Genomic DNA, 24,478 nt, shown 5'->3' with positions numbered 1-24,478 from the left:
CGACACCATTACCGTACGTCGATGAAGCGGTGGTCACGGCCCGGTGGAAACCGGCTCCGCCGGGGCCGGTGCGGGGGCGGGTGTCGACGGCCGACCGCCGCCGGAGAACCGGCGGTGCAGCCGGCGCAGCGGCGCGGGCGCCCACCAGTTCCACTCACCGAGCAGGCTCATCACCGCCGGCAGCAGCAGACCCCGGACCACCGTGACGTCGAGCAGCACCGCCACCGCCATCCCGAAACCGATCTCCTTGACGGCGGTCAGGTCACCGAGCAGGAATCCCAGGAAGACGATGGCGATGCAGACCGCCGCCGCCGTGACCACCGGACCGGTCCGGGTGATCCCCGCCAACACCGCCCGCTGGCTGGCCCGGATCCGGGCGGCCGGGGTCCGCAGATCCGACCACCGGTCCCACTCCTCCCGGATCCGGGCGAGCAGGAAGACCTCGTAGTCCATCGACAGGCCGAAGACGAAGACGAACAGCAGTACCGGGGTGGTGAGATCGATCGCCCCCCAGGACTCCACCCCGAGCAGGGTCGAGCCGACGCCCCACTGGAACACCACGACCAGCACGCCGAGCGTGGCGAGCAGGGTCAACGCGTTCATCACCAGGGCCTTCACCGGGATGACCAGCGAGCCGGTGAGGACGAACAGCAACACGGTGGTGACCAGCAACAGCACCAGTACGGCGAACGGCAGCCGCGCCGACACCGACGACCGGTAGTCCACCAGCTCGGCGGCCGGACCACCGACCAGCAGCGGAAGTGGCTGCTCCAGGTCGCGTACCGCCCGGACCAGGTCCCGCGACTCGGGCCCGCCGGTCGCGCCCTCGGGAATCAGGTCGATCACCACGGCGGCGCCCGGCACGTCCGGCCGGGGCTGCATCCTGATCACCTGTGGCAGGACGTTGAGCTGGTTCATCAGGTCACGGACCTCGGCGCTGGCCGGATCCGCCTCGACCACCACGGTCACCGGCGCCGCCCGACCCGCCTCGAAGTCCCGCAGCAGCACGTCGTACGCCTGTCGGGCCTCCATCGAGCGGGGCAGCGCGCGGGCGTCGGAGTTGGCCAGATTGGCGCCGAACAGGAACGGCAGGGAGAGCAGCAGCAGACCGGCCGAGACGGTGAACGCCACCGGTCCGGGCTTCCGCTGGGCGTATCCGGCGAGCCGACCGAGCAGTCCCGGCCCGTCGGCGGGGGTCTTCCGCCAGCGGGTCACGGCCACCGCACGGCGTACCCAGGTGTCGGACCCGGGGGCGGGGATGTGCCGGTGGGCGACCGCGATCAGCGCCGGCAGCAGGGTCATGCCGGCCAGGGTGGACAGCAGCACCGCGACCGCGCCGCCGAGCGCCATCGCGGAGAGCAGCGGTTCGGCGAACGCGTACAGGCCGATCATCGCCGCCGCCACCGCGAGCCCGGAGACGAGTACGGCCCGACCGGCGGTCGCCATCGTCCGGGCCAGCAGGGTCCCCGGATCCGCGACCCCGTCGCCGCCCTCCGCCCCGCCCTCGGCCTCGGCGGCGGCCCGTTCCTCCCGGAACCTGACCACCAGCAGCAGCGCGTAGTCCACGGTCAGGCCGATGCCGAGCAGCGTGACCACGTTGAGGGTGAACTCGCTGATCCCGGTCACGGTGCTGAGCCCGTACAGGCCGAGCAGGGTCACCGCGACGGCGGCGAGCGCCGCCAGCATCGGCAGCACGCCGGCCAGCAGGCCGCCGAGGATCACCACGAGAGCGATCAGGAGTACGCCGAGCGCGATCGACTCCCCGACGGCCGCGTCCTCGATCGCCTGCTCGGCGAAGGCCCGCTCGGCCAGTTTCTCCCCGCCGACCAGCACCTGGGGCGCGTCGATGTCGCGGAGCAGGGTGCTGACCCGGTCCTCGGCCCGTTCCCGCTGCTCCGGGCTCAGTCCTTCGGCCAACTCGACCTGGACCAGGGTGCTCCGGTTGTCGGCGCCGATCCGTCCGCCCGCGGCGTTGTACAGGTCGTCGACGGCCTTCACCCCGGGTACGGCCAGCAGTTGGGTGCGAACCTGTCCGACGCTGGCCACCAGCGCGGGGTCGTACGGGTCCCGGTCGCGGACCACCGCGACCACGATCGGTCCCTCGGGCAGGAGTTCGTCCACCCGCCGCTGTGCCTGCTCCGACTCGGCGTCGGGACGCAGGTTGTCGGTGCTGTCCAGCCGGTCGAAGACCTGTCCGCCGAGGGTCGCCCCGGCGAGCACCAGCCCCAGCCAGCCGATCAGCACCGGCCAGCGCCACCGCCACATCGCGCGCCCGAGTACCGGGAACATCGTCGACCTCCCCCGGGCCGACGCCCGCTCGTCGCCCTCGGCGCACATGCAAACACTCTGGGGAGTCGGACGTCAGCCCCCTTTCCGGCAGTCCGGGATGCCAACCGGACCAAAAGCCGGGCGAACGATCGACGGATTCGTCAGCCCCGTTCGGTGGTGCGGCGAACCCGAAGGCGTTCGGCGAGCGCGCCGAGCGCCGGAGCGGCGCCGGCGACGGCCCTACGCTGCTCGTCGGTGAGGTCGTCCAGGGCGGCGGCGAAGATCCGGGCCCAGGAGTCCTCGATCCGGGCCGAGCCGTGCGCGGCGTCGACGGTCGGGTAGAGCCGTACGGCGCGTCGGTCGTTCGGGTCGGGCTCACGGCGGATCAGGCCCCGGGCCACCAGGGCGCGCACCGTCGCGCTCACGTTGCTGGCGTGCAGGCCGAGGTCACGGGCCAGGGTACTCACGGAGACGCCGGGAGTTTCGAGAACGTACCGGAGCACCTCGAGTTCCGAGGGCGGCAACTGGCCCAGCCCGGCCTCGTCGACGCCCTGGAGCCGCATCACCCGGCCCAGTTGGTACAGGACTGGTACGAGTCCCCTCGCCTCCCGGAGAACCGTCTCGTCCGCGTCCATCACTCGTTTCACTTCACGAGGGTACCGGTAGACATAGTTATATAGTTATAGTAATTTCCTGCCGTGACTTCCACCCCCTCGCGAAGCGAGCAGTCGAGTCCGCCACTACCCCCGGAGCCACTGCCCTCGTCGCCGCCCCCGGAGCCACCGCCCTCGTCGTCGCCGCCATCGGAGCCGGTCCCGGCACGCCCGGCCGGGCTGCCGGTGCTGCTCACCATCGCACTGGTGCTGCTGGCCTTCGTGCCCCCGATGGGCATCGACATGTACCTGCCGGCATTTCCGCTGATGGCCGAGGAGTTCCGGACCGATCCGTCGGGCATCCAACTCACCCTCACCGCGTTCCTGATCGGCCTGGCGCTCGGGCAGCTCGTGCTCGGCCCGCTCTCCGACCGGTACGGCCGGCGGATCCTGATCCTCACCGGTACGGCCCTGTGCGCGGCCTCCGCCGCCGCCTGCGCGCTCGCCCCCTCGCTGGAGTCGCTGACCGTACTGCGGTTCCTGATGGGTTTCAGCGGCGCGGCCGGGGTGGTCGTCGGCCGCGCCGTCGTCTCCGACACCGCCAAGGGCCCGGCCGCCGCCCGGATGTTCGGCATCCTGATGGCGCTCGGCGGGATCGCCCCGATCGTCGCGCCCCTGCTCGGTGGTGTCGTGATCAGCGCTGCCGGTTGGCGGGCGGTGTTCGGGGTCCTCGCCGCCGGCTCGCTGCTGACGTTCCTGATCACCCTGGTCGCCGTACCGGAGAGCCTGCCGCCGGAGCGGCGGCACGCCGGCGGCCTGCGGTCCACCCTGGCCACCGCGCGGTCGCTGCTGGTCGACCGGATCTACCTCGGCTACACGTTCGCGTTCGGTTTCGGTTTCGCGGCCCTGTTCTGCTACATCGCCGCCTCACCCTTCTTCCTCCAGTACGTCCTCGGCCTCACCGTCGGACAGGCCTCCGTGGCGTTCGCCGCCGGAGCGCTCGTCGCCACCCTGAGCAGTGCGGTGAACGCCAAGGTGGTTGGCCGGATCTCTCCGGTGATCCTGCTCCGGACCGGCCTGGCCACCATGTTCGCCACCAGCGCGGCCCTGCTGGGCGTCACGCTGGCCGGGCAGCAAAGCCGCGCCGTCGTGCTCGGACCGCTGGTGCTCTTCTTCGTCGGGCTGGGCATGATGATGGGAAACGCGACCGCGCTGGCGATCCAACGGGTTCCCCATGCCGCCGGCACCGGGTCGGCGGTGCTCGGCACGTTGCAGGCCGTACTCGCCGCGACCGTCGCGCCGCTGATGGGCCTCGGCGGACGGGACGTCGCCCTGCCGCTCTTCCTGGGCATGACCGTCTGCGTCGGGCTCGCCTGCCTCGCTCTCCGGCTCACCCGACGCCCACCGGTCCCGGCCTAGGCTCGGCCCACCGGGCCTAGTCTCGGCGTACCTGGAATTTCAGGTGGGTCACGTCGGTGTCCTCGACGACCGTCGGACCGACCAGCTCGACGGGGGCGCCCTTCAGCGCACCGAAAAAGGAGACACCGCCGCCGAACAGGACCGGGACCAGTTCCACCTGGATCTCGTCGAGCAGCCCGACATCGAGGCACTGCCGGGCGATGCTGCCGCCGCTGACCCCGACCCACCGGTCCCCGGCGATTCCCCTGGCCTGTGCGATGGCGCTCTCGATCCCGTCGGTGACGAACGTGAACGGTGCACCCTCACGCGGCCAGCCCTCCGGCGCCCGGTGCGTGACCACGACGACCGGTACGCCGAACGGATGGTTGCCGCCCCAGCCGCCGGTCATGTCGAACAGCCGGCGGCCGACCACCAGTGCCCCGGTGTTGTCGAGCTGTTCCCGCAGGTGGGCGGCACTGGCGGCCGACAGGCGCAGCTTACGATCCGGTTGCGCGGTCGCCACCTCGACGTCGCCGTTGCCGTGCCAGCGGAAGAGGTGCTCGAACCCGCCACCGGACGAATCCGCGATGAATCCGTCCAGTGACATGCTCGCCGCCGTGTAGACCTTGCTCATCGATCCGCTCCTTCTCGTCATCGGGCCGGATGGCCGGGCTCGTTCGAGCCGCTACCCGTACGTCGATCGGAGGGGACACCGGCAGGACAGCCGCCGGGAAATTCAGGCTCGAAGAACTCCCGTCGATCGGGTCTCTCCGACGATCTCGGCGGTCGGGTCCCGCAGTTCCGGATTGACCCGCTCGAAGAGCACCATGATGAGCAGCCCGCCGAGGACCATCAGCGCGGCACCGGTGCGCAGGGCCAGGACGTACCCCTCGGTCATCGCGACCTGCGGGTCCACGCCACGCTGGATCTCGTCGCCGCTGTACCGCAGCGCGAGGGTGACCAGGAGGGCGAGGCCGAGCGCCCCACCGATCTGTTGCATGGTGTTCTGCACCCCGGACGCGAGGCTGGAGTCCTGAACGGTGACGCCGTGCAACGCGGCGGTGGTCGCGGCCGGCATGGTCGCCCCGGCGAACACCCCGAACACGATCATCCCCGGCAGGATCCCACCCGCGTAGCTGGTGTCGATATCGATCATGCTGGTCAGCAGGAGTCCGAGGCCGGCGCCGACGAAGCCGGCGGACGTCACCGCCTTGACCCCGAGCCGGGGCGTCAACGTGGCGCCGAGGCCGATGCCGGCCCCGATCGCCGCCGAGAGCGGCAACCAGGCCAGGCCGCTCACCATCGGCGAGTAGTCCAGCACGTGCTGCTCGAACAGGGTCAGCATGAAGGTGTACGAGATGAACGCCGCCATGAAGAACAGCGAGGTGGCGTTGACGACCGTCCTGGTCCGGTTGGCGAAGAACCCGAGCGGGATGAGCGGGTCCTTCGCCCGGCGCTCGATGACGAGCATCGCGGCGAGCAGGCAGGCTCCGGCGACCAGCGGAATCACCACGGACGCGGATCCCCAGGAATGCTCGGCGGCCTGGAGCAGCCCGTAGACGACGGCGACGAGACCCGCCGTCAGGGTGATCGCACCGGGCAGGTCGAGTCCGGCGTTCTTCGCCCGCACCATCCGGCTCTCGGTGACCAGTCGAGGCATGATCAGCAGCACCGCCGCCGCGACCGGCAGGTTGATGAAGAAGATCCAGCGCCACGAGGTCAGGTCGGTCAGCAGACCGGAGATGACGTAGCCCGAGGTCCCGCCGAGCGCCACGAGTCCGCTCCAGATCCCGAGCGCCTTCGTCCGTTCCTTCGGATCGGTGAAGAGCAACGCGATCAGGCCGAGCGACGCGGGGGCGGCGATCGCCTCGGCTACGCCCTGGCCGAACCGTCCCGCCACCATCATCGCCGGGGAGACCGCCGCACCGCAGACGGCCGAGGAGACCGCGAAGATGACAACGCCGGTCAGCAGCAGTCGCCGCCGGCCGAAGACGTCGGCCAGCCGCCCGCCGAGGATCAGCAGCCCGCCGGCCGCCAGCACGTACGCGTTGACCACCCAGGTCAGGCCGGAGTCGGAGAAGCGCAGGCCGTCCTGGATCCGGGGCAGCGCCACGTTCACGACGGTCATGTCCAGCAGGATCATGAACGAGAGGCCGGAGAGCAGGGCGAGCACCCACCAGCGCCGAGGATCCTGCGCCGGGGCTGTGATGTTCGCCGGGGCCTCAATGTTCGCCGGGGCCTCAATGTTCGCCGGGGCCTCGACGTTGGCCGAGGCCCCGGCCGGATCTACCGTGGTCACGCCTCGAAGTCCGCGGGGCTGAACTCCCGCGACTCGACCAGCACCATCCAGTTGCCCGAGTTGTCGCGGGCAACCGCCTCGACGCCGTACGGGCGGTCCTCCGGAGGCTGGATGAACTCGACGCCCTTGGCCTGCAACTCGTCGTACGTCTTCCGGCAGTCGTCCACCCGCAGGCCGAGGCCGAACATGCCGCCCTCGTCCATCGCGCGGGTGATCGCGGCGACCATCTCCGGCGAGTACGGCGGGCCGGGCGGGGTCAGGTGCACCTCCAACTCGGGCTGGCTCGGGTGCTTCACCGTGCACCACCGGTAGGACCCGTCGCCGAGGGTGATGTCGGTGTGCTCGGCGAACCCGAGGACGTCGATGTAGAACGCCTTCGAGGCGTCGATGTCCTTCACGAAAACGGCGGTGATCGAAATGTTTGTGATCATTGGACCAGGCTAGGAGCCGGCGGCGGCCTGCGGCTTCTCCTGGATTGCGCACTCGCGACGTTCCGCCAGGCCCCACATGAACACGAAACACCCGGGGATGCGCGGCGCACCCGTCTCGGCCCAGCGCCGCTGGAACTCGCTCGGCGTCTCCCCGACCAGCTCCCGGAACCGGCTGCTGAACGAACCGAGGCTGGAGAAGCCGACGGCGTGGCAGACCTCGGTCACGGTGAGATTGGTGGCCCGCAGCAGGTCCTGCGCGCGTTCCACCCGCCGCTGCGACAGGTACGCCGACGGCGAGATGCCGTAGGTTGCGGTGAACAACCGCTGGAAGTGGTACTTGCTGATGCCCGCCACCCCGGCCAGCGTCTCAAGATCCAACGGCTCGGTGTAGTGGCGGTCGGCGTGGTCACGAGCCCGGCGTAGGTGCACCAGCATGTCGCCCGGGGCCCGGCGCTGCGGTGCGCTCACCGCGCCAGTCTAGGCCGGTGAGGGCCGCTGGGCTGGTCCGCAGCACCGACGCGCCGGACACCCTGGTCACCGCCGCCCTGCGTGCGGCTCTGAGGGCCGATACGGCAAACCGCCACCCGTACGAGGGACGACGGTTACTCTCCGGAGTATGACCCGAGGGTTGCTGGTACTCAGAGTAGCCAGCGCCGTGCTGGTGCTGCCGTCGCTGACGGTGGCAGGTGCTCCCGGGACGGCGGCGACGCGGCAGCTTGCCGCCACCAGACAGGCCCCGGCGGCACAGCCGACGACGGCGAGGGTGGCTGCGCCGGAGAAACCGTGTCCCGCGCCGACTCCACCGGTGGCCCGACCGACCCGGCCCGCGCCGCCGCCGCTCGATCCGGCGCACCGGACGATCGGCGGCCCGGAACTGGCCACCGCCGGTCTGGTCACCCCGGCCGGCGCGCCGACGCCACCGAAGGTCACCGCGACCTCGTGGCTGGTGACCGACCTGACCACCGGCGCGGTCCTGGGTGGTTGCGGCCCGCACGAGTACGGGGTACCGGCCAGCGTGCAGAAGCTCCTGCTGGCGGCGACGGTGATGCCGCAGCTCGATCCGGCACAGGTGATCGAGGTGACCGAGTCGGACCTCGACTTCGAGCCGGGCAGTTCGGCCGTCGGCCTGGTCCGGGGCGGTCGGTACTCGGTCGAGACGCTGTGGCTGGGACTCATCCTCAACTCCGGCAACGACGCGGCGAACGTACTCGCCCGGCTCGGTGGCGGCATGGGTGGGATGGCCGGTGGTGTCGCGGCGATGAACGCCGAGGCCCACAAGCTCGGGGCGTACCAGACGCATGCCGCGACACCGTCCGGTCTGGACGGGCCGGGGCAGTACACCAGCGCGTACGACCTGGCGTTGATCGCCCGCGCCTGTTTCGCCCGGGAGGACTTCCGGCGGTACGCCGCGACGAAGATGGCGCAGGTTCCGGCCCAGGAAGCGGGGAAGACCAAGGGCTACCCGATCTGGAACGACAACCAACTGCTGCACCGGTATCCCGGCGCGCTGGGCGGCAAGACCGGCTACACCGACCTGGCCCGGCACAGCTTCGTCGGGGCCGCCGAACGGGACGGCCGTACCCTGCTCGTCACCCTGCTCGGCGCGGAGTCGCAGCCGCTCGCCGGCTGGCAACAGGGTGCGGCGCTGCTCGACTGGGGCTTCGGGCTGCCCGCCGCCGCCAGCGTCGGCCAGCTCGTCTCCCGTGGTCAGGTCGACTCGCAGGGGCGGATCCCGTCCCAGGCCGCCGTGGCGAGCGGCGCCCGGCCCGAGAACGATCGGGGCTGGCATCCCGGCTGGCTGCTGATGGCGGGCGCTCCGGTGGTCCTCCTCGGCGCCCTGCTGACGATCCTCTTCCTGCTCCGGCGGCGGCGCGTGGCCGGCTGATTCCCCGAGGAGCCTGTCCTAGACCTCGGAGACCTCCAGGAGCCGGCTGGCCAGCTCCACCCCGGCCAACTCCTCGCTCCGGTACTCGGCCCGGCGCGGATCGGCCAGATAGGACTCGTACCCGTCCCGCCCGGCGAACGACAGCAGGTGCACCTCGGTACGGCCATCGGCGGTGCGCAGCCGCTGCTCCAGTCGTCCGCCATGGTCGGCGAGCAGCGGCAGCACCCTGTCCTCGTAACGCAGGAATGCGGGCAGGTGCTCCTCGGGGACGTCGACCCGCACCACGATCCGGATCCGCAGCCGGGGGTCCGGATCGTCCAGCCGTTTGAGGAAGTGCAGGTCGGCGTACCCGCCCGGAAAGCCCTCGCTCCGGCCCGTCTCGACGTAGCCGTGCCGGCGGTAGAACGCCGGTGCCTGGAACTCGAACGAGGAGACGATCATCCGGTCGCAGCCGCGCCGCCGCGCCTCGTCCTCGGCGGCCCGGAGCAGCCGACCGCCCCAGCCCTGGCGCCGGCGGTCCTCGCGAATCCACAACAGGCTGATCCCGCCGCAGCCGCCCCAGGTCCAGCCGGTCAATCCGCCCACCAGGTCGCCCGCCGGATCGGTGACCCGAATCGAAAGGTCGGCCTCGTCGTCGGCACCGGTCGCCCGGTTGTTGAACGCGGACAACTCCGTGCTCAGCCGCTTGGACAGCTCCGGATCGTCACCACCGACCGCGATCCTCGGCTCCTGCTCCGGGTCCTGCCTGGTCGTCATTCAGCGGAGTATGCCGGGCGAACGATCACGGTCAACCGATATCCAGCCCGCCCCGGCGGCACTAGCCTGACCGGCATGACCCAGTACGTCGCACTGCTGCGCGGCATCAACGTCAGTTCGGGCAATCGGATCAGCATGGCCGAGTTGCGCCGGATCGTCACCGACCTCGGACACCAGGACGTCAGGACGTACTTGCAGAGCGGGAACGTGGTCTTCGGCGCCGAGCCGGGAGCGGGCAGGGGGCGCGGCTCGGGCCCGGACCGGCTCGCCGGTGCGATCCGGAAGGGCATCGCCGACGAGCTGGGACTGGACGTACCCGTGATGGTCCGGTCGGACGCGGAACTGGCGGCGCTGGCCGCCGACAATCCGTACCTGAAGTCGGAGCAGGACGAGACCAAACTGCTGGTCGCCTTCCTGGCCGAGACGCCCGAGGAGGACCGGGCGGCAGAACTGGCGGTGCCGGGTACGGACACCGCCGAGTTCACCCTCGCCGGCCGGGAGATCTACCTGCACTATCCGGACGGGTTCGGCCGGACCAAGTTCAGCAACGCCTACCTGGAGAAGCAGTTGGGTACGGCGTCGACCACCCGGAACTGGAAGACCGTCCGGGCCCTGGCCGAGCTGGCCACCGACTGACCGGTACGCCCTTCGACGGCTGTCGCCTGCTGTGTCACAGGCCGAGATCGCGGGCAATGATCATCCGCTGCACCTCGGAGGTGCCCTCGCCGATCTCCAGGATCTTCGAGTCGCGCCAGAACCGGGCCACCGGGAACTCGTTCATGAAGCCGTAGCCGCCGTGGATCTGGGTCGCCTCGCGGGCATTGTCCACCGCGCACTCGCTGGCGTGCAGCTTGGCGATCGCCGCCTGCCGCTTGAAGTCCTCGCCGGCCAGCATCCGCGCCGCCGCGTCGTAGTACGCCAGCCGCGAGGTGTACGCCCGCCGCTCCATGTCAGCGATCTTGAACTGGATGGCCTGGAAGTTGCCGATCGGCTGCCCGAAGGCGCGCCGGTCCTTCGCGTACCGGATCGACTCGTCCACGCAGCCCTGGGCGAGGCCGACCGACAGGGCCGCGATGGCGATCCGTCCCTCGTCGAGGATCCGCAGGAACTGGGCGAAGCCCCGGCCGCGCTGGCCGAGCAGGTTCTCCGCCGGCACCCGGCAGTCGTCGAAGGTCAGCTCGTGGGTGTCGGAGGCACACCAGCCCACCTTGGAGTACCCCGGCGCGACCGTGAAGCCCGGGGTGCCGGACGGGACGATGATGCTGGACAGCTCCTTGGAGCCGTCGGCGTTCACCCCGGTCACCGCGGTCACGGTGACCAGCGCCGTGATGTCGGTGCCGGAGTTGGTGATGAACGCCTTCGAACCGTTGATCACCCACTCGTCGCCGTCCAGGACCGCCCGGGTCGCCGTACCGCCGGCATCCGATCCGAAACCCGGCTCGGTCAGGCCGAATCCGGCCAGCGCCTCACCCCGGGCCAGTTTCGGCAGCCAGCGGGCACGCTGGGAGTCGGTGCCGAACCGGTAGATCGGCATCGCACCGAGCGAGACCGCCGCCTCCAGGGTGATCGCGACGCTGGAGTCGACCCGGGCCAGTTCCTCCAGTACGAGGCAGAGCGCGAAGTAGTCCCCGCCCATCCCGCCGTGCTCCTCCGGGAACGGCAGGCCGAACAGCCCCATCTTGCCCATCTGCGCGACGACGTCGTACGGGAAGGTGTGCTGTTCGTAGTGTTCGGCGATGACCGGGGCGACCACCTCGCGGGCGAACTCCCGCACACTGGATCGCAACGCCTCGTACTCGTCGGTGAGCCGGAAGTCCATGGGTTCCTCCACTGGGGTCGGTCCGCGGGTGCGCTTGTGGCGTCTCGGGCGGGTACTGCTGCTGATCCCGGAACGGGTCCTGACGGCTAAACGGGCGTGACGCCGTGCCGGCGACGGGAGAACTGCCGGTCCTTGCCCCGGGCGGCGCCGAACCGCCGGATCAGTTCCGGCCGTAGGTCGCCCGGTTCGACGATCGCGTCGACGACCAGTTCGCTGGCCAGCCGGACGATGTCGATGTCCTGCTCGTAGGCGGCCCGCCGCTCCGCGACGAAGGCGGCCCGCTCGTCCGGGTCCTCGATCGCGGCGATCTTGTTGGCGTAGACCGCGTTCACCGCCGCCTCGGCACCCATCACCGCGATCTTCGCGGTGGGCAGCGCGATCGTCGCGTCCGGTTCGAAGCCGGGACCGGCCATCGCGTAGAGGCCGGCGCCGTACGCCTTGCGGACCACCACGCAGATCTTGGGTACGGTCGCCTCGGAGATCGCCGTGATCATCTTGGCCCCGTGCCGGATGATGCCCTGTTTCTCCACCGCCGTACCGACCATGAACCCGGGGACGTCGGAGAGGAACAGCAGTGGCACGTTGAACGCGTCGCAGAGCTGGACGAACCGGGTCGCCTTGTCGGCCGAGTCGACGAAGAGCACCCCGCCCTTGAACATCGAGTTGTTCGCGACCACCCCGACGACCTCGCCGTTCAGCCGACCGAAGCCGATGGTCAGTTCCTTCGCCCAGAGGGCCTGGATCTCCAGGAACGAGTCCGCGTCGAGCAGACCCTTGACGTACCGGCGCATGTCGAAGGCCTGCCGCTCGCTCGCCGGCACCAGCGCGGCCAGGTCGACGTTGCCCGGCGCGGCGGCGGCCGGCGCGACCGGCGGCTCCTGCGTCCAGTTCGCCGGCAGGTACGACAGGTAGCGCCGGACCACGTCGAGGGCGTCCGCCTCGGTCTTGCAGAGGAAGTGCCCGACCCCGGACTCGGCGCAGTGCACCCGGGCCCCGCCCATCTCCTCCAGTGTGGTCTTCTCCCCGGTGACCATCTCGACCATCCGGTCCGACCCGAGGTACATGCTGGCGTTGCCGTCCACCATCGCCACCACGTCGCAGAACGCCGGAATGTACGCCCCACCGGCCGCGCTCGGTCCGAACAGCGCGCAGACCTGCGGAATCGAGCCGGAGGCGCGTACCTGGTTCCAGAAGATCTTTCCGGCGCCGCGCCGGCCGGGGAACAGGTCCACCTGGTCGGTGATCCGGGCACCGGCCGAGTCGACCAGGTAGACCATCGGCATCCCGGCCGCGTACGCCCGCTCGATGATCCGAATGATCTTCTCGACGGTACGGGCGCCCCAACTTCCGGCCTTGACGGTCGAGTCGTTGGCCATCAGGCAGACCTGTCGGCCGTCGATGCTGGCCGCGCCGGTGATCACACCGTCGGCGGGTAGGCCCTCGGCGAGCGCGTTCGCGTACATGCCGTCCTCGACGAACGAGCCCTCGTCGACCAGCAGCGCGATGCGTTCGCGGGCGAACAGTTTGCCCTTGGCGGCGTTGGCCGCGTGGTACTTCTCCGCACCGCCGGACCGGACCCGCTTGCCGAGCTGTTCCAGCTCCGTCCCGCCGTGCTGTCCGGGTGCCGCACCGTCGAGTGTCACGCCGACCCCCTAGCCCGCATTCGCCCTACCTGAACGATCGTTAGGGTACGCCATCCGGTCGACTCCGGGCCACTCCGGGCCACCTGACCAACCGCCATACCGAACGACCACGTATCAGGAAGGGATGTTGAAATTGACAATTGTCGATAATTAGGATGCTGGCACCCCCATAACACCGGATCGGAGAGTGAGTCATGACCTCACGGATCAGCCGGCTCGTTGTCGCGTTCGTCGCGACGGCGGGTGCCACCCTGGGCGTCACCGTCGCCAACCCGTCGCCCGCGTCCGCCGCCATGACCATCTGCTACAACACCAGCCAGGCGGGCAGCTTCGTCGGCGTCGCCAACCAGGCCGCCTCGATCTGGAACAACGCCACGTCGAACCTGACGCTCTCGGCGAACTGCGGCAACAACCTCCGGATCTACTCGATCACCGGCGGCGGCTCGTACGCCGTCCGGACCAGTCTGGGCAACGGCCGGGTCTACATCGACACCCAGCAGGCCTCGCAGTACAGCCCGCTGCGGATCATGAGCCACGAGATCGGCCACATCCTCGGGCTGCCCGACAACTACAACGGGAACTGCTCGCTGCTGATGTCGGGTGGCAGCGCCGGCACCAGCTGCACCAACCCGTACCCGAGCACCGCCGAGGCGAACCGGGTGACCAACCTCTTCGCCGGTACCCGGGTCAGCGGTGAGGACGCCCGTGGCACCGGAAGCCAGGTGTTCCCGGACAGCTGGCCGGCAGTGCTCGCCCCGATCGGCTGAGTCGGGGCGCGTCCGCCCTCTGCCCTGGGCGGCGCCAGCGTGACGGAGGGGCCGGCGGATTGCCGGCCCCTCCACCGGACGGGGTGGTTAACAGGGGGCCCTTTCTATACAGAAAACGATAAGAAGGGGCCCTTCCTTACACCGCCGCGAGGCGGGTACGCGGGCCGGCGCGGAGCACTCCGGAGGGCAGCTCGCGGGCGACCAACTCCTCGGCCAGCGCCGCCGCCTCCAGCAACGCGTCGAGGTCGATCCCTGTCTCGATGCCCATGTCGTGCAACATGTGCACCACTTCCTCGGTGGCGACGTTCCCGCTCGCCCCGGGCGCGTACGGGCAGCCGCCGAGGCCGCCGACGCTGGCGTCGTACTCGGTGATGCCGAGTTCGAGGGCGGTGAGCAGGTTGGCCAGGGCGGTGCCCCGGGTGTTGTGGAAGTGCAGCAGGACCGGGATGTCGGGCTGGCGGTCCCGGACCGCGGTGACGAGTTCCCGAACCCGGCGCGGGGTCGCCATTCCGGTGGTGTCGCCGAATGCGACCCGGTCCGCCCCGTCCGCCACCACCCGCTCCACGATGCCGGCGACCCGGGCCGGATCGACGTCGCCCTCGTACGGGCAGCCGAAGCTGGTCGCGACGATCACCTCGGCGGTCGCCCCGGCGGAGTGCAGCAGGTCGATCAGCCCCGCGATGTCGTCCAGCGACTCGGCCATGGACCGGTTGACGTTGCGCCGGTTGTGGGTGTCGCTGGCCGAGACCACCACCTCGATCTCGGTGAATCCGGCCGCCAGGGCCCGCTGCGCACCGCGCGAGTTCGGCACCAGAGCCGAGTAGCGGACGCCGGGCGCCCGGGACGCCTGCGCCCAGACCTCGTCCGCGTCGGCCATCTGCGGAATCGCCCTCGGATGGACGAAGGAGACCGCCTCGATCCGGCGCACTCCGGTCCGGGACAGCGCGTCCAGCAGCCTGACCTTGCCGGCGGTCGGCACCGGATCCTCGTTCTGCAGACCGTCGCGCGGGCCGACCTCACGGATCGACACCGCACTCGGCAGGTTCGCCCGGCCGGTCACTTCTTCGCCCGCATCCGGCCGACGATGCCGGTGTCGTAGTCGCCACCGAGGAACTCGGAGTTGTCGAACAGTTCGGCGAAGAACGGCAGGTTGCACTTCGGACCGGCGACCTCGAATCCGGCCACCGCCGTCCGGGCCCGCGCGATCGCCTCGGACCTGTCCGCGCCGTACACGATGAGCTTGGCCATCAGCGAGTCGTAGAACGGCGTGACGGTGGTGCCGAGGGCGTACCCGGAATCGACCCGGACCCCCTCGCCGGTCGGCTCGGTCCACGCGGTCACCGCGCCGGGACCCGGCAGGAACCGCTTCGGGTCCTCCGCGTTGATCCGCAGCTCGATGGCGTGCCCGCGCGCCGTCAACGCGGCCGGATCGAAGCCGGGTTCCAGTCCGGCGGCCACCCGGAGCTGTTCCTCCACCAGGTCCACGCCGTAGACCAGCTCGGTGACCGGGTGCTCGACCTGGAGCCGGGTGTTCATCTCCAGGAAGAAGAACTCCCCAGCCTGGGCATCGCCCTGGACCGGCCCGGCAGTCGGGTCGAACAGAAACTCCACGGTGCCCGCGTTGCGGTAGCCGACCGCCTCGCCGGCCCGGACCGCCGCGGCCAGCAGCCGCTCGCGGAGTTCGGCCGAGACGGCCGGTGACGGCGACTCCTCGACCAGCTTCTGGTTGCGCCGCTGTACCGAGCACTCCCGCTCGCCCAGGGCCACCACCCGACCGTCGGCCAGTCCGAGGATCTGCACCTCGACGTGCCGTACCCGGGGGAAGTAGCGCTCGATCAGCACCGAACCGTCCCCGAACATCCGCTCGGCGAACGCGCGCACCTTGTCGTATTCGGTCCGCAGGCCGGCCTCGTCGGACGCCACGGCCATGCCCATCCCGCCACCACCGGCGGCGGCCTTGACCATGACGGGGAAGCCGATCGTCTCGGCGGCGGCCAGCGCCGCGTCCGCGTCGGCGGCCGGGTCGGTGGTGCCGGGCGCGACCGGCACCCCGGCGTCGGCCATCAGGTTACGAGCATTGATCTTGTCGCCCATCGCGGTGATCGCGTCGGCACCGGGCCCGACCCAGATCAGGCCGTTCGCCTCGACGGTACGGGCGAAGTCCGCGTTCTCCGACAGGAAGCCGTACCCGGGATGGATCGCCTTCGCATTGGTCGACTTCGCCGCGGCGAGGATCGCCTCCGTGTTGCGGTAGCTCTGCGCCGGGTTGGCCGGTCCGACACAGACCGCCTCGTCGGCCTCGCGCACGAACGGCAGGTCGGCATCCGCCTCGGAGTAGACGGCGATCGTCCGGACACCGAGCCGCCGGGCGGTACGGATGATCCGGCGAGCGATCTCGCCACGGTTTGCGACGAGCAGCGACTCGATCATGTTCGTTGCGTCCCTCTCCAGGTGTGGTGTCGGCGTCCGGCTGGGGTCAGTCGTCCGGGTCGGCCAGCAGCGCGGCGAGGGTCGCGGCCCGCAGCAGCGCGGCCCGGCGCTGGCGGTCGACCTCACCGCCGAGGAACGGCGTGGAGTTCATCAGACCGAATGCGGCGTGTGCCAGCACCCGGGCCTCGCCGGCCGACAGCTTCGGATGCAACGCGGTCAGCACCCCCACCCACTCCTCGACGTACAGCCGTTGCAGCCGGCGGATCTGCCGACGCGGCTCCTCGGGCAGCCGGTCCAGCTCGTGCAGGTGCAGCGCGATGACCGCCGGATTGGCCAGAGCAAACTCGACATGAAAATCGATCAATGACTCCAGTGCCGCGCGGGCGTGGTCCGGCTGCTCGGCGACCCGCTGCCGACCGCCGGCCAGCAACCCGTCACTCACCGGCATCAGCGCGGCGGCGAGCATCGCCTCCTTGCCGGCAAAATGGTGGTAAAGCGCTGGCCCGGTCACCCCGGCCGCCGACCCGATGTCGTCCATCGAGACCCCGTGGTAGCCGCGGGCCGCGAACAGGCCGACCGCGATCTCCAGGATCTCGTCGCGGCGGGACCGCCGTCGCCGCACGCCGCTGGCGGGCACGCCGGCCTCCGCCCCCATCACCTGCTCGTCCACCGTCACCCGACCAGCCTAGCCAGGTGTCAATCGCCGGCCACCTGCCCCTTTCCCTGCCGGGTTCGCCGGCCCGCCCGGCCCGCCCCGCCGCTGCCGACGGCCGGAAGGGGAATCGGAGCCGACAGCGATCAGACGGTCACCTGTCGGAGTCGAAGGCGTATTCTGCGCGCAGGGCTGCGGCCTCCTCGTCCCGGCCGAGCGCGGTCAACGCCTCCGCGAGCCACCATGCGGCCCGGGACGCCAGGTCTGGACGCTCGGTCACGACATCGAGCGTCGTCCGCAGCAACCGCTCCGCCTCCGCCGGCCGATCCAACCGGACCAGTAGCTCGCCGGTGAGCAGGTCGACATGCTGCGCCTCGCCGAGCGCCTCCATCGACCGTAGGTCGTCGGCGACGCCGGGCAGACGACCCAGCGCCTCCTCGGGCCGATCGACGGCGAGCAGTGCCCGGGCCGCCGTCTCGGCCAGCAGCGCCCGCTCCCATCGGAGCGCGGCAGCGGCCGGGACGCCGTTCTCCGCCGGCTCACCGAGCGGCACCGCCTGACCGGCGGGCGGGGTGGCCGCCTGACCGGCCGCCTGACCGGCCGGCGGGGTGGCCGGCGGGGTGGCCGGCGGGGTGGCCGGCGGGGTCAGGGTCGCCGCCACCCGGTCCGCACGGTCGAGCGCCGCCATCGCCGCGTCCGGATCGGCCGCCCAGAGCTGGGCGGAGGCCTCCCGGCGCCGGGTACGCAACTCGTCGATGCCCCGCTCCGCGAGCCGGTACGCCGTCGCCGCCGCCGCGAACCGCTGCGCCGCGAGACTGTCCCGGTCCTGCCGGTAGAGCAGGTCGCCGGCTTCCTCCAGCACCCGCCCCCGCCAGGCAAGATTGTCCGGGCTGTCCAGGTTGGCGGCGAGTTCGTCGAGCAGGGCCAGGGCCAGGTCGTACTCGCGGAGCGCGGCGTAGACGGCGGCGAGCAGGTGCCGGCAGCGATCCGCGTCGGCCTGCCGGCCGAGCCGCTTCAGCTCGCCGATCGCCTCCTCGGCCGCTTCGGCCGCGTCGGGCAACATGCCAGCCTGCTGGTACGCCTCCGCCAGCTTCCACCGCAGGTGGGCCGCGCCGTCCGCGATCCCGTACTGCACGCTGAGGGCGACCGCCTCCACGAGATCGTCGACCGCTTCGGCCGGACGGTCGACCAGTAGCAGTGCCCGGGCCCGAAGACTGCGGGCCTGCAACACCGTCTCGTCCGTCGCCGTCCGTACCGCCTCGTCCCAGGCCGGAATCGCCTCGGACGGCTCCTCGATCGAGTCGGCGTAGCGCAGGCAGGCCGTGGCAAGGTAGTCCGCCGGGCTACCGAGTGCCAGGAACAGGTCCCGGGCCTGCCGTACCGCCTCGTTGGCCTCGATCCGCCGACCGAGCAGGTCCAGGAAACGGGTCCGGCGCAGCGCGATCCGCGCCAGCAGGTGCCGGTCGCCGGCACCGGCAGCCTCGGCCGCCGCCCGATCCGCCACCTCCAGCGCCTCGGTCGTACGCTCCAGTTTGAACAGGACGACCGACAACCGGTCGTACCCACCGGCGCGGGCGGCACCGTCGCCGTGTTCGGCCAGATAGTCGGCCGAGCCCTGCGCCAGCGACAGTCCCTCGGCCGGATCGTCGGCCAGCGCCAGCAGCACGCCCAGCCGTCCCGCCACGATCTGCTCCCGGACCGGGTCCGGAACCTGGCGATGCAGCGCGATCGCCTCCCGGTTCGCCACTACCGCACCAGCGGGATCGTCGACCGTCTGCCGTTGGAGGGCCAGCAGCTCGGCCCGCCGGGCCAGCACCGACGGTTCCAGGGACCCGTGGTCGAAGCGTTCGTCGAACATCCGCAGCGCCGCCGCCAGGTGATCGTCCCGCCGGTGACGCAGCCACCGTTCCTCGATCAGTTCAAGCAGCCGGATCGGTGGGGCGTCGACCGGCAGGTCCGGCGGCGTCGTTCCCAGGTCGGGTGTTGTCGTCGAGGGGCCGGCCGGAGTCGCCGCCGGAGTCTCTGCCGGGGCCGGGGCCGGGGGCGGGGGCGGGGCCGGGTCGGCGGCGACCGGTTCCGCCTCGGCCGGCCTGCCGGCGGACCCGACAGGGCCGAGGGCCTGGCGTGCCGCGGTGGCGGACAACGGCAGGTAGCCGCCGATCGGCTCCAGCGACAGGTGGTCGGCGACCCAGCGCGACTGGGTCGGAGTGCCGTTCCGGGTATCGAACCGGGCCGCCAGCTCGCGGGCCGTCGTGGTCAGCTCCTCCGCCAGCACCGTCACCGGCACCTCGGCCGCCGGTCGGTCCCCGTACGCCGGCCGGTGCACGGTCAACGCGCCGTGCCCGGCCGCCCGCAACCGCCGGAGCAGCAGTGCCGCCCCGGCGGCGAACTCCATCGCGGCTCCCGGGGACGAGGGACGGTCCAGCCATTCCAGGTGCCGTTGCACCAGCTCCAAGCCGCGCGGCTCGTTGCCGGTCAGCGCGCAGAACGTCACGTGCTCACCGATGTACGACAGATCGGCCACGTTGCTCCGATGCCGGCGGTACGCCCGCAGGTGCGCGTCCCGCGCCTCCGCACGCCGCCCGGTGTGCAGGTACGGCCGCAGCAGGGTGGTGAGGACCGCCTGGGGTTGCTTCGCGCAGCCGAGCCTGCCGGTGAGCACCGGCTCCGCCAGCGCGACCGCCTCCTCGTGACGCCCGATCGACGCGAGGTAGTCGATCTGGGAGGTCGGATCGCAGCCGGCACAGTCCGAGAGCTCGTTCCGTGGGGTGGTGAGCCAGCGCCGGTACCACTCCTCGGCCTCGTCCATCGCGCCCAGGTGGCGGGCGACCCGGTGCCGTCGCTTGTAGACGGCCTGGAGGCTGTGGCCGCCGTCCCGGTACCGCCGCTCCATGTCGTCTAGCACCGCGTACGTCCGGTCCAGCGGCACCTCGGGAAAGTTCAGCAAGCTATTGATCATGTATTTGAACTGCCGGAGCAGGTTGTACTCGTTCCGCTGGTGGTACGGCTTCGGCGGCCCGTCGAAGTCGGCCAGGCACCAGGAGAAGGTGACGAACGATCGGCCGGGCTCCCCGCCGAACACGTAACTGTCGGTGCCGACCACCCGGGCCACGAAGGCGATCTCGTCGTCACCGTCCGCGTCCGCCCGCCGGATCAGCTGCTCGACCGCGGCGATCTGACCCGCGCCGTACGGCATCTCGGTGATCCGGTGCAGCGCCCGCCACAGATCCCGGTTGTCGTCCTCCACTGTGCTCACTCCTGTCCCGGCACGGCCCGCCCGAGCAGGCCGAGGAACGAACTGTTGAGCAGGGCCGCGTCGGCCGGCCGGATCGGGTGGTAGCCGAGCAGCAACGCCTGGCCGTACAGGGCCTCCACGGCGAGACCGACCAGTTCCGGATCGCCGAGCGCGGTGATCCGGCGAACCAGCGGATTGCGATGGTTGAGCACCAGTTGCGGGCGCTCCGGCGGGCCGGACGCGGCGAGCGCGTCGAGTACCCCCGCCCACATCTCGTCGGCCCGGTCCCGGGTCGACTGCAACTGCTCCTGGAAGGCCGCCGAACGGCTCACGAGATAGAGGGCGGGCAACGACGCCGGGGCGTACGACCGCAGGACCACCTCGCAACCCAACCGGTCCAGGGCCCGCTGCGCCGCGCTCAGGAACGGTCGGACGGCCAACTCCACACCGGGATCGAGGACGTCGAACCGGGTGGTCAGGTCATTCGGCTCCAGCCGCTCGACCAGCACCGACCGGTCCACCGACGGCAGCCGCTCGATGATCTCGGTGTCGTACGTGTAACCGGCGTTGACCACCGCCAGATCCTGTGCCGCCGCCACCGCGGCGAGCTGACGGAACTCGTCGACGGTGGCCGCGTACCGGATCAGGCCGTGCCGTTCGCGGAACTCCGCGAGGGTGGTCCGCCCGGTGTTGGTCTCCATCGGCCACCACCGCTCCACCAGCCGGAGCATCTCGTCGTCGTGCAACGCCAACGCCTTGACCCCGAGGTGGTGCACCTGGAGGAAGTCGGCGAGCCGCCGAGGATCACTGCCGGCCAGCCGGACCAGCCAGCCACGGAGCTGGTCACCGATCGCCTCGCGGGTGCTCTCCAACAGGCTGTCCTCGTACAGTGCCTCCCGGCTGGCGGTCGGCCGCAGCTCGCTGGAGTCGACGACGCAGCGGGCGAAGAACGCCCAGTCCGGCAACAGCCCCTCGGCGCCCTCGGTGAGCAGCATCCGCTTCAGGTAGACCCGGTGCCCGGCCCGGGCCGCCGGGTTCACCGGTGCGGGCAGCACGAAGGCCGTACCCGTCAGCCCGGCCTCCGGCACCGACAGCGGTACGACGTCGAACGGGGTGAAGCCGAGCGCCTCGCGGGCGTACCGGACGAGTCGGTCCCGACGGGCGGCGGGGGAGGTTCCGGCGGGCGCCGACCACGGCGGCGGACCGGTGGTGGTCTCGACCCCGCCGACGAGGACCTGGATCGGCAGCAGCGAACCGAACAGCCCGGCCAGCTCGGTCACCGTCGACTGGACGAACCACTGGTCGGCGTCCCGGCGCGGGACCAGGGTCACCGTCGTACCGACCTCGTCCCGCGCCGCACCCTCGGCGGCCAACTCGACCCGGTAACGGCCGTCGGCGTACCCGGTCCAGACCACGGTGGGCTCGTCCCCGTGCCGGGTCCGCACCCGGACCTCGTCGGCGACCAGGAAGCAGGAGAGCAGGCCGATGCCGAACTGACCGAGGAACTCGTGCCGGGCGAAGCCCAGCTCGTCCCGCTTCGAGCTGCGACCGATGGTGGCGAGCAGTTCGTGCACCTGGGTCTCGGTCAGGCCGATGCCGGTGTCGTGCACCCGCAGCGTGCCGTCTCCGGTCAGCTCGGGCGGCTCGATCCGGACCACGGCCGGTGCCCCCGGATCGGCGGCCCGGCGGGCGGTGATCGCGTCCGCCGCGTTCTGCAACAGCTCCCGGACGTAGACCCGGGGGCTGCCGTAGAGATGGTGACTGAGCAGATCGACCACGCCGCGCAGGTCGACCTGGAAGGTCCGGTCCACGATTTCACTCCGTCCGACACCGGGATGTCCGTGTGGTCGGCGTCCGATGCCGGCGCTCACCGTACCGGTCCGGACTGACGCTCCGCCTCCTCCTTTCATGCGCCCCGGCCGGCCCTGTCATGGCGGGACTCGAACGCTCGGACGACACGGGTGACTTGACCCTCGACCCGATCGAGGCGGCATCGTCGCCATCCGGCATCCCGGCCCGAGCAGCGAGGACGACAGCAACCATGACCGATTCGACGGTCCCGACGCCGCCGGACACCACCGACGGGCGACCGGCTCCGGCGGACACCACCGACGGGCGACCGGGTCCGGTGGACGGATCCGACGGGCGGCCGGGCGTTGCGGGGCTCGGCGGCGCGTACGGTCGGTTGTGGACGGCGGCGGTGGTCTCCCGGCTCGGCGACGCGCTGCGTACCCCGGCGCTGGCCCTGCTCGCCGCCTCGGTCACCCGCGATCCGCGCGCGATCGCGGCGGTGGTGGTCGCGGGACAACTGCCGCCACTACTCTTCGGCCTGCTCGGCGGCGTGTACGCGGACCGCTGGGACCGGCCCCGGACGATGGCCGGAGCAGACACTCTCCGGGCCGCCCTCGTCGGCGGATTCGCGCTGCTGGTCGCCACCAGCGAGGTGCACGTCGGCATGCTGGCCGGCTGCGCCTTCCTGCTCGCCGCCCTCGGCACCCTCTTCGACGCCGCCGCCTTCGCGGTACTGCCCACCCTGGTGCCGGCGGACCGGCTGGCCGTCGCCAACGGGCGGCTACAGGCGGGCGCGGCGACAGCCGGTGGACTTGTCGGTGCTCCGCTCGCCGGAGTGCTCTTCGCGGTAGGGGCCGCGCTGCCGTTCGCCGTCGACGCCGTCACGTTCGCCGTCGCCGCGCTGCTGGCCCTGACCCTTCGCCCGGCGACCGGCCCGATCCGGCCGTCCCGCCCGGTGGCCGACCCGGTCCGGCGACGTGTCGCCTGGCGGGTGGCCGGTGACGGGCTGCGCTGGATCTGGCGGGACCGGACACTGCGCCGGATCACCGCACTGGCGATGGTCACCAACCTCGCCACCAGTGGCCTGATCGCGGTCATCGTGCTGTACGCGCTGGAGGTGCTGAAGGTCCCCGCCACCGGCTACGGGCTGTTCATGTCGGCGGCGGTGATCGGCGCACTGGGCGGCGGGCTGCTCGCGGGCCGGATCGGCGACCGGTTCGGCACGCTGTCGGGTCTGCGCTGGGTGCTGCTGGCCGAGACGCTGGCGGTCGCCACGCTGGCGGTGGCCCGGCATCCGGTACCGGGCGCCGTCGCGCTCGCCGTCTTCTCCGCCGGCACCGCGAGCTGGAACGCGCTCTGGTCGGCGTACGGCCAGCGGAACGTGCCCGCCGAGATGCTCGGTCGGGTCGGCAGTGCCCAACGTACGGTCAGCCTGCTGGCAGCCCCGGTCGGTGCGGCGGGAGCCGGGTTCCTCGGCGCCGCAGCCGGCCTGCCCTCGGTGCTGTACGCCGCCACCGCCGTCTTCGCCCTGGTCACGATGACTTCCTGGCACTCCCTCCGCCCCCGCCTGGGAAAGGGCGTCAACGCGTAACGTTTGGCCGGCTATAGCCGGCCAAACGTTACGTCCTGACATGATCCGAGGGTGCGGATGTCGGTAGGAGTGGTGCACGACCTGGTACGCCGACTGCTGGGCGTGGAGATCCGTACCCTCGTGCCGCTCGGCGAGGGCACCGACCACGTCGCGTACGAGGTGGACGGGGCGTACGTGATCCGCCAGCAGAAGCTGGTCGACGGGGCCGACGGGGCGACGGTGATCGAGCGGGAGGTCGCACTGCTCGACATCGTCGCGCGGGTGTCACCGATCCCGGTCCCCGAGGTGGTCGCTGCGGCGCCCGAGTCGGGCCTGGTGGTGCAGCGCAAGCTACCGGGTGACTCGCTGCTCGACCGGCCGCCGACCGATCCGGCCGCTCTGGTCGACCAACTCGCGGAGTTCCTGACCGCTATTCACGGCATCCCCGACGAACGGATCGCCGACCTGGTAGAGGAGGACCGCCACCCGCTGGCCGACTACCTCGCCGCGCTGCCGGAGGTCGCCGCCCTGCTCAGTACCGAAGAACGCCGGGCGGTGGACCGGTTCCTGGCCACCGCGCCGCCCGCCGAGCCGGACGTCCTGACGTTCTGTCACAACGACCTCGGCGCCGAGCATCTGCTCGCCACTCCGGACCAGACCCGGCTGACCGGCGTACTCGACTGGTCCGACGCGGCGGTTGCCGACCCGGCGCACGACCTTGGCCGGATCTACCGGGACCTCGGTCCGGAGGTCGCCGCCGAAGTGGCCGGGCGACTGGACCGGTCAGCGGGTGGCCTGTTGGCACGCGCCGCGTTCCATGCCCGCTGCGCGCTGATCGAAGACCTGGCGTTCGGTGCGACGGCCGACCGGCGGTACGCCGACGCCACGCTCGCCCACCTGGTCCGAACGTTCCGCGACTGATCCATCAGTCAGTGGCTGGT

The 24,478-nt window shown here is 71.3% G+C and carries 20 protein-coding genes; 6 read left to right on the top strand and 14 right to left on the bottom strand.

Annotation, left to right across the window (positions count from 1 at the left end):
- Positions 1 to 33: 33 nt before the first annotated feature.
- Together ACFP2T_RS23670 and ACFP2T_RS23665 are read right to left on the bottom strand one after the other, a co-directional pair.
- A complete protein-coding gene (locus ACFP2T_RS23670) occupies positions 34 to 2,337 on the bottom strand; it encodes an MMPL family transporter (RefSeq protein ID WP_377425006.1) in 2,304 nt (767 codons plus the stop codon).
- 92 nt (positions 2,338 to 2,429) lie between these two features.
- A complete protein-coding gene (locus tag ACFP2T_RS23665; protein ID WP_377425004.1) occupies positions 2,430 to 2,915 on the bottom strand; it encodes a MarR family winged helix-turn-helix transcriptional regulator in 486 nt (161 codons plus the stop codon).
- A 51-nt stretch (positions 2,916 to 2,966) separates the two neighbouring features.
- Between ACFP2T_RS23665 and ACFP2T_RS23660 the strand changes: the two genes are divergently transcribed.
- Positions 2,967 to 4,280, top strand: a complete 1,314-nt coding sequence (locus tag ACFP2T_RS23660; protein WP_377425003.1) for a multidrug effflux MFS transporter — start codon at positions 2,967 to 2,969, stop codon at positions 4,278 to 4,280.
- A gap of 16 nt (positions 4,281 to 4,296) precedes the next feature.
- On the opposite strand, the gene ACFP2T_RS23655 is transcribed toward ACFP2T_RS23660, so the two are convergent.
- The 4 genes from ACFP2T_RS23655 to ACFP2T_RS23640 all read right to left on the bottom strand — a co-directional run bounded on the left by ACFP2T_RS23655 (position 4,297) and on the right by ACFP2T_RS23640 (position 7,457).
- Positions 4,297 to 4,893, bottom strand: a complete 597-nt coding sequence (locus ACFP2T_RS23655; RefSeq protein WP_377425001.1) for a dihydrofolate reductase family protein — start codon at positions 4,891 to 4,893, stop codon at positions 4,297 to 4,299.
- 102 nt (positions 4,894 to 4,995) lie between these two features.
- Positions 4,996 to 6,558, bottom strand: a complete 1,563-nt coding sequence (locus ACFP2T_RS23650; protein ID WP_377425000.1) for an MFS transporter — start codon at positions 6,556 to 6,558, stop codon at positions 4,996 to 4,998.
- Positions 6,555 to 6,989 carry a VOC family protein gene (locus ACFP2T_RS23645; RefSeq protein ID WP_377424999.1) on the bottom strand — a complete coding sequence of 145 codons (435 nt, stop codon included), beginning with the start codon at positions 6,987 to 6,989 and terminating at the stop codon, positions 6,555 to 6,557. Before ACFP2T_RS23645 ends, ACFP2T_RS23650 begins: the two co-directional genes overlap by 4 nt.
- Positions 6,990 to 6,998: 9 nt before the next feature.
- Positions 6,999 to 7,457, bottom strand: a complete 459-nt coding sequence (locus ACFP2T_RS23640) for a helix-turn-helix transcriptional regulator (RefSeq protein ID WP_377424998.1) — start codon at positions 7,455 to 7,457, stop codon at positions 6,999 to 7,001.
- A gap of 148 nt (positions 7,458 to 7,605) precedes the next feature.
- Between ACFP2T_RS23640 and ACFP2T_RS23635 the strand changes: the two genes are divergently transcribed.
- Positions 7,606 to 8,874 (top strand): D-alanyl-D-alanine carboxypeptidase family protein, encoded by a 1,269-nt coding sequence (locus tag ACFP2T_RS23635; RefSeq protein ID WP_377424997.1) that lies wholly within the window; start codon positions 7,606 to 7,608, stop codon positions 8,872 to 8,874.
- A gap of 18 nt (positions 8,875 to 8,892) precedes the next feature.
- Here the strand turns inward: ACFP2T_RS23635 and ACFP2T_RS23630 are convergent, their stop codons facing one another.
- On the bottom strand, positions 8,893 to 9,630 hold the full coding sequence (locus tag ACFP2T_RS23630; RefSeq protein WP_377424996.1) for a GNAT family N-acetyltransferase: 738 nt from the start codon (positions 9,628 to 9,630) through the stop codon (positions 8,893 to 8,895).
- Between the two features lie 75 nt (positions 9,631 to 9,705).
- Between ACFP2T_RS23630 and ACFP2T_RS23625 the strand changes: the two genes are divergently transcribed.
- A complete protein-coding gene (locus tag ACFP2T_RS23625) occupies positions 9,706 to 10,266 on the top strand; it encodes a DUF1697 domain-containing protein (protein WP_377424995.1) in 561 nt (186 codons plus the stop codon).
- Between the two features lie 34 nt (positions 10,267 to 10,300).
- Here ACFP2T_RS23625 and ACFP2T_RS23620 read toward each other — a convergent pair whose 3' ends face one another.
- Together ACFP2T_RS23620 and ACFP2T_RS23615 are read right to left on the bottom strand one after the other, a co-directional pair.
- Positions 10,301 to 11,449, bottom strand: coding sequence for an acyl-CoA dehydrogenase family protein (locus ACFP2T_RS23620; protein WP_377424994.1), 1,149 nt, complete (start codon positions 11,447 to 11,449; stop codon positions 10,301 to 10,303).
- A gap of 86 nt (positions 11,450 to 11,535) precedes the next feature.
- The gene (locus tag ACFP2T_RS23615) at positions 11,536 to 13,092 is read right to left on the bottom strand and encodes an acyl-CoA carboxylase subunit beta (protein ID WP_377424993.1); all 1,557 of its coding nucleotides are present in this window, start codon (positions 13,090 to 13,092) and stop codon (positions 11,536 to 11,538) included.
- Positions 13,093 to 13,286: 194 nt separating this feature from the next.
- Between ACFP2T_RS23615 and ACFP2T_RS23610 the strand changes: the two genes are divergently transcribed.
- Positions 13,287 to 13,859: a snapalysin family zinc-dependent metalloprotease gene (locus tag ACFP2T_RS23610; protein ID WP_377424992.1), complete on the top strand. Its 573-nt coding sequence runs from the start codon at positions 13,287 to 13,289 to the stop codon at positions 13,857 to 13,859.
- Positions 13,860 to 13,995: 136 nt separating this feature from the next.
- Here the strand turns inward: ACFP2T_RS23610 and ACFP2T_RS23605 are convergent, their stop codons facing one another.
- From ACFP2T_RS23605 to ACFP2T_RS23585, 5 genes are all read right to left on the bottom strand, one after another.
- On the bottom strand, positions 13,996 to 14,901 hold the full coding sequence (locus ACFP2T_RS23605; protein WP_377425221.1) for a hydroxymethylglutaryl-CoA lyase: 906 nt from the start codon (positions 14,899 to 14,901) through the stop codon (positions 13,996 to 13,998).
- Positions 14,902 to 14,915: 14 nt separating this feature from the next.
- Positions 14,916 to 16,289 carry an acetyl-CoA carboxylase biotin carboxylase subunit gene (locus ACFP2T_RS23600; protein ID WP_377424990.1) on the bottom strand — a complete coding sequence of 458 codons (1,374 nt, stop codon included), beginning with the start codon at positions 16,287 to 16,289 and terminating at the stop codon, positions 14,916 to 14,918.
- Between the two features lie 46 nt (positions 16,290 to 16,335).
- Positions 16,336 to 16,944 carry a TetR/AcrR family transcriptional regulator gene (locus ACFP2T_RS23595; RefSeq protein WP_377425220.1) on the bottom strand — a complete coding sequence of 203 codons (609 nt, stop codon included), beginning with the start codon at positions 16,942 to 16,944 and terminating at the stop codon, positions 16,336 to 16,338.
- A gap of 151 nt (positions 16,945 to 17,095) precedes the next feature.
- Entirely contained in the window at positions 17,096 to 20,188 is a 3,093-nt protein-coding gene (locus ACFP2T_RS23590) for a hypothetical protein (RefSeq protein WP_377424989.1), read from the bottom strand.
- Between the two features lie 5 nt (positions 20,189 to 20,193).
- Positions 20,194 to 21,987, bottom strand: a complete 1,794-nt coding sequence (locus tag ACFP2T_RS23585; RefSeq protein WP_377424988.1) for an HSP90 family protein — start codon at positions 21,985 to 21,987, stop codon at positions 20,194 to 20,196.
- A 230-nt stretch (positions 21,988 to 22,217) separates the two neighbouring features.
- Between ACFP2T_RS23585 and ACFP2T_RS23580 the strand changes: the two genes are divergently transcribed.
- Both ACFP2T_RS23580 and ACFP2T_RS23575 read left to right on the top strand, forming a co-directional pair.
- A complete protein-coding gene (locus ACFP2T_RS23580; protein ID WP_377424987.1) occupies positions 22,218 to 23,558 on the top strand; it encodes an MFS transporter in 1,341 nt (446 codons plus the stop codon).
- A gap of 57 nt (positions 23,559 to 23,615) precedes the next feature.
- Entirely contained in the window at positions 23,616 to 24,458 is an 843-nt protein-coding gene (locus tag ACFP2T_RS23575; RefSeq protein WP_377425218.1) for a phosphotransferase family protein, read from the top strand.
- The last annotated feature ends 20 nt before the right edge of the window (positions 24,459 to 24,478 follow it).

Source organism: Plantactinospora solaniradicis (assembly GCF_042658085.1).
GTDB classification, from domain to species: Bacteria; Actinomycetota; Actinomycetes; order Mycobacteriales; family Micromonosporaceae; genus Plantactinospora; species Plantactinospora solaniradicis.
Note: the sequence above shows the minus strand (reverse complement) of the source record. Positions and strands in the feature narration are given on the sequence as shown.

Coding starts and splice junctions, on each gene's coding strand:
- ACFP2T_RS23670 (WP_377425006.1), bottom strand. CDS start 2,337: ATGTGCGCCGAGGGCGACGAGCGGGCGTCGGCCCGGGGGAGGTCGACG.
- ACFP2T_RS23655 (WP_377425001.1), bottom strand. CDS start 4,893: ATGAGCAAGGTCTACACGGCGGCGAGCATGTCACTGGACGGATTCATC.
- ACFP2T_RS23645 (WP_377424999.1), bottom strand. CDS start 6,989: ATGATCACAAACATTTCGATCACCGCCGTTTTCGTGAAGGACATCGAC.
- ACFP2T_RS23635 (WP_377424997.1), top strand. CDS start 7,606: ATGACCCGAGGGTTGCTGGTACTCAGAGTAGCCAGCGCCGTGCTGGTG.
- ACFP2T_RS23630 (WP_377424996.1), bottom strand. CDS start 9,630: ATGACGACCAGGCAGGACCCGGAGCAGGAGCCGAGGATCGCGGTCGGT.
- ACFP2T_RS23625 (WP_377424995.1), top strand. CDS start 9,706: ATGACCCAGTACGTCGCACTGCTGCGCGGCATCAACGTCAGTTCGGGC.
- ACFP2T_RS23620 (WP_377424994.1), bottom strand. CDS start 11,449: ATGGACTTCCGGCTCACCGACGAGTACGAGGCGTTGCGATCCAGTGTG.
- ACFP2T_RS23610 (WP_377424992.1), top strand. CDS start 13,287: ATGACCTCACGGATCAGCCGGCTCGTTGTCGCGTTCGTCGCGACGGCG.
- ACFP2T_RS23600 (WP_377424990.1), bottom strand. CDS start 16,289: ATGATCGAGTCGCTGCTCGTCGCAAACCGTGGCGAGATCGCTCGCCGG.
- ACFP2T_RS23595 (WP_377425220.1), bottom strand. CDS start 16,944: ATGGGGGCGGAGGCCGGCGTGCCCGCCAGCGGCGTGCGGCGACGGCGG.
- ACFP2T_RS23580 (WP_377424987.1), top strand. CDS start 22,218: ATGACCGATTCGACGGTCCCGACGCCGCCGGACACCACCGACGGGCGA.
- ACFP2T_RS23575 (WP_377425218.1), top strand. CDS start 23,616: ATGTCGGTAGGAGTGGTGCACGACCTGGTACGCCGACTGCTGGGCGTG.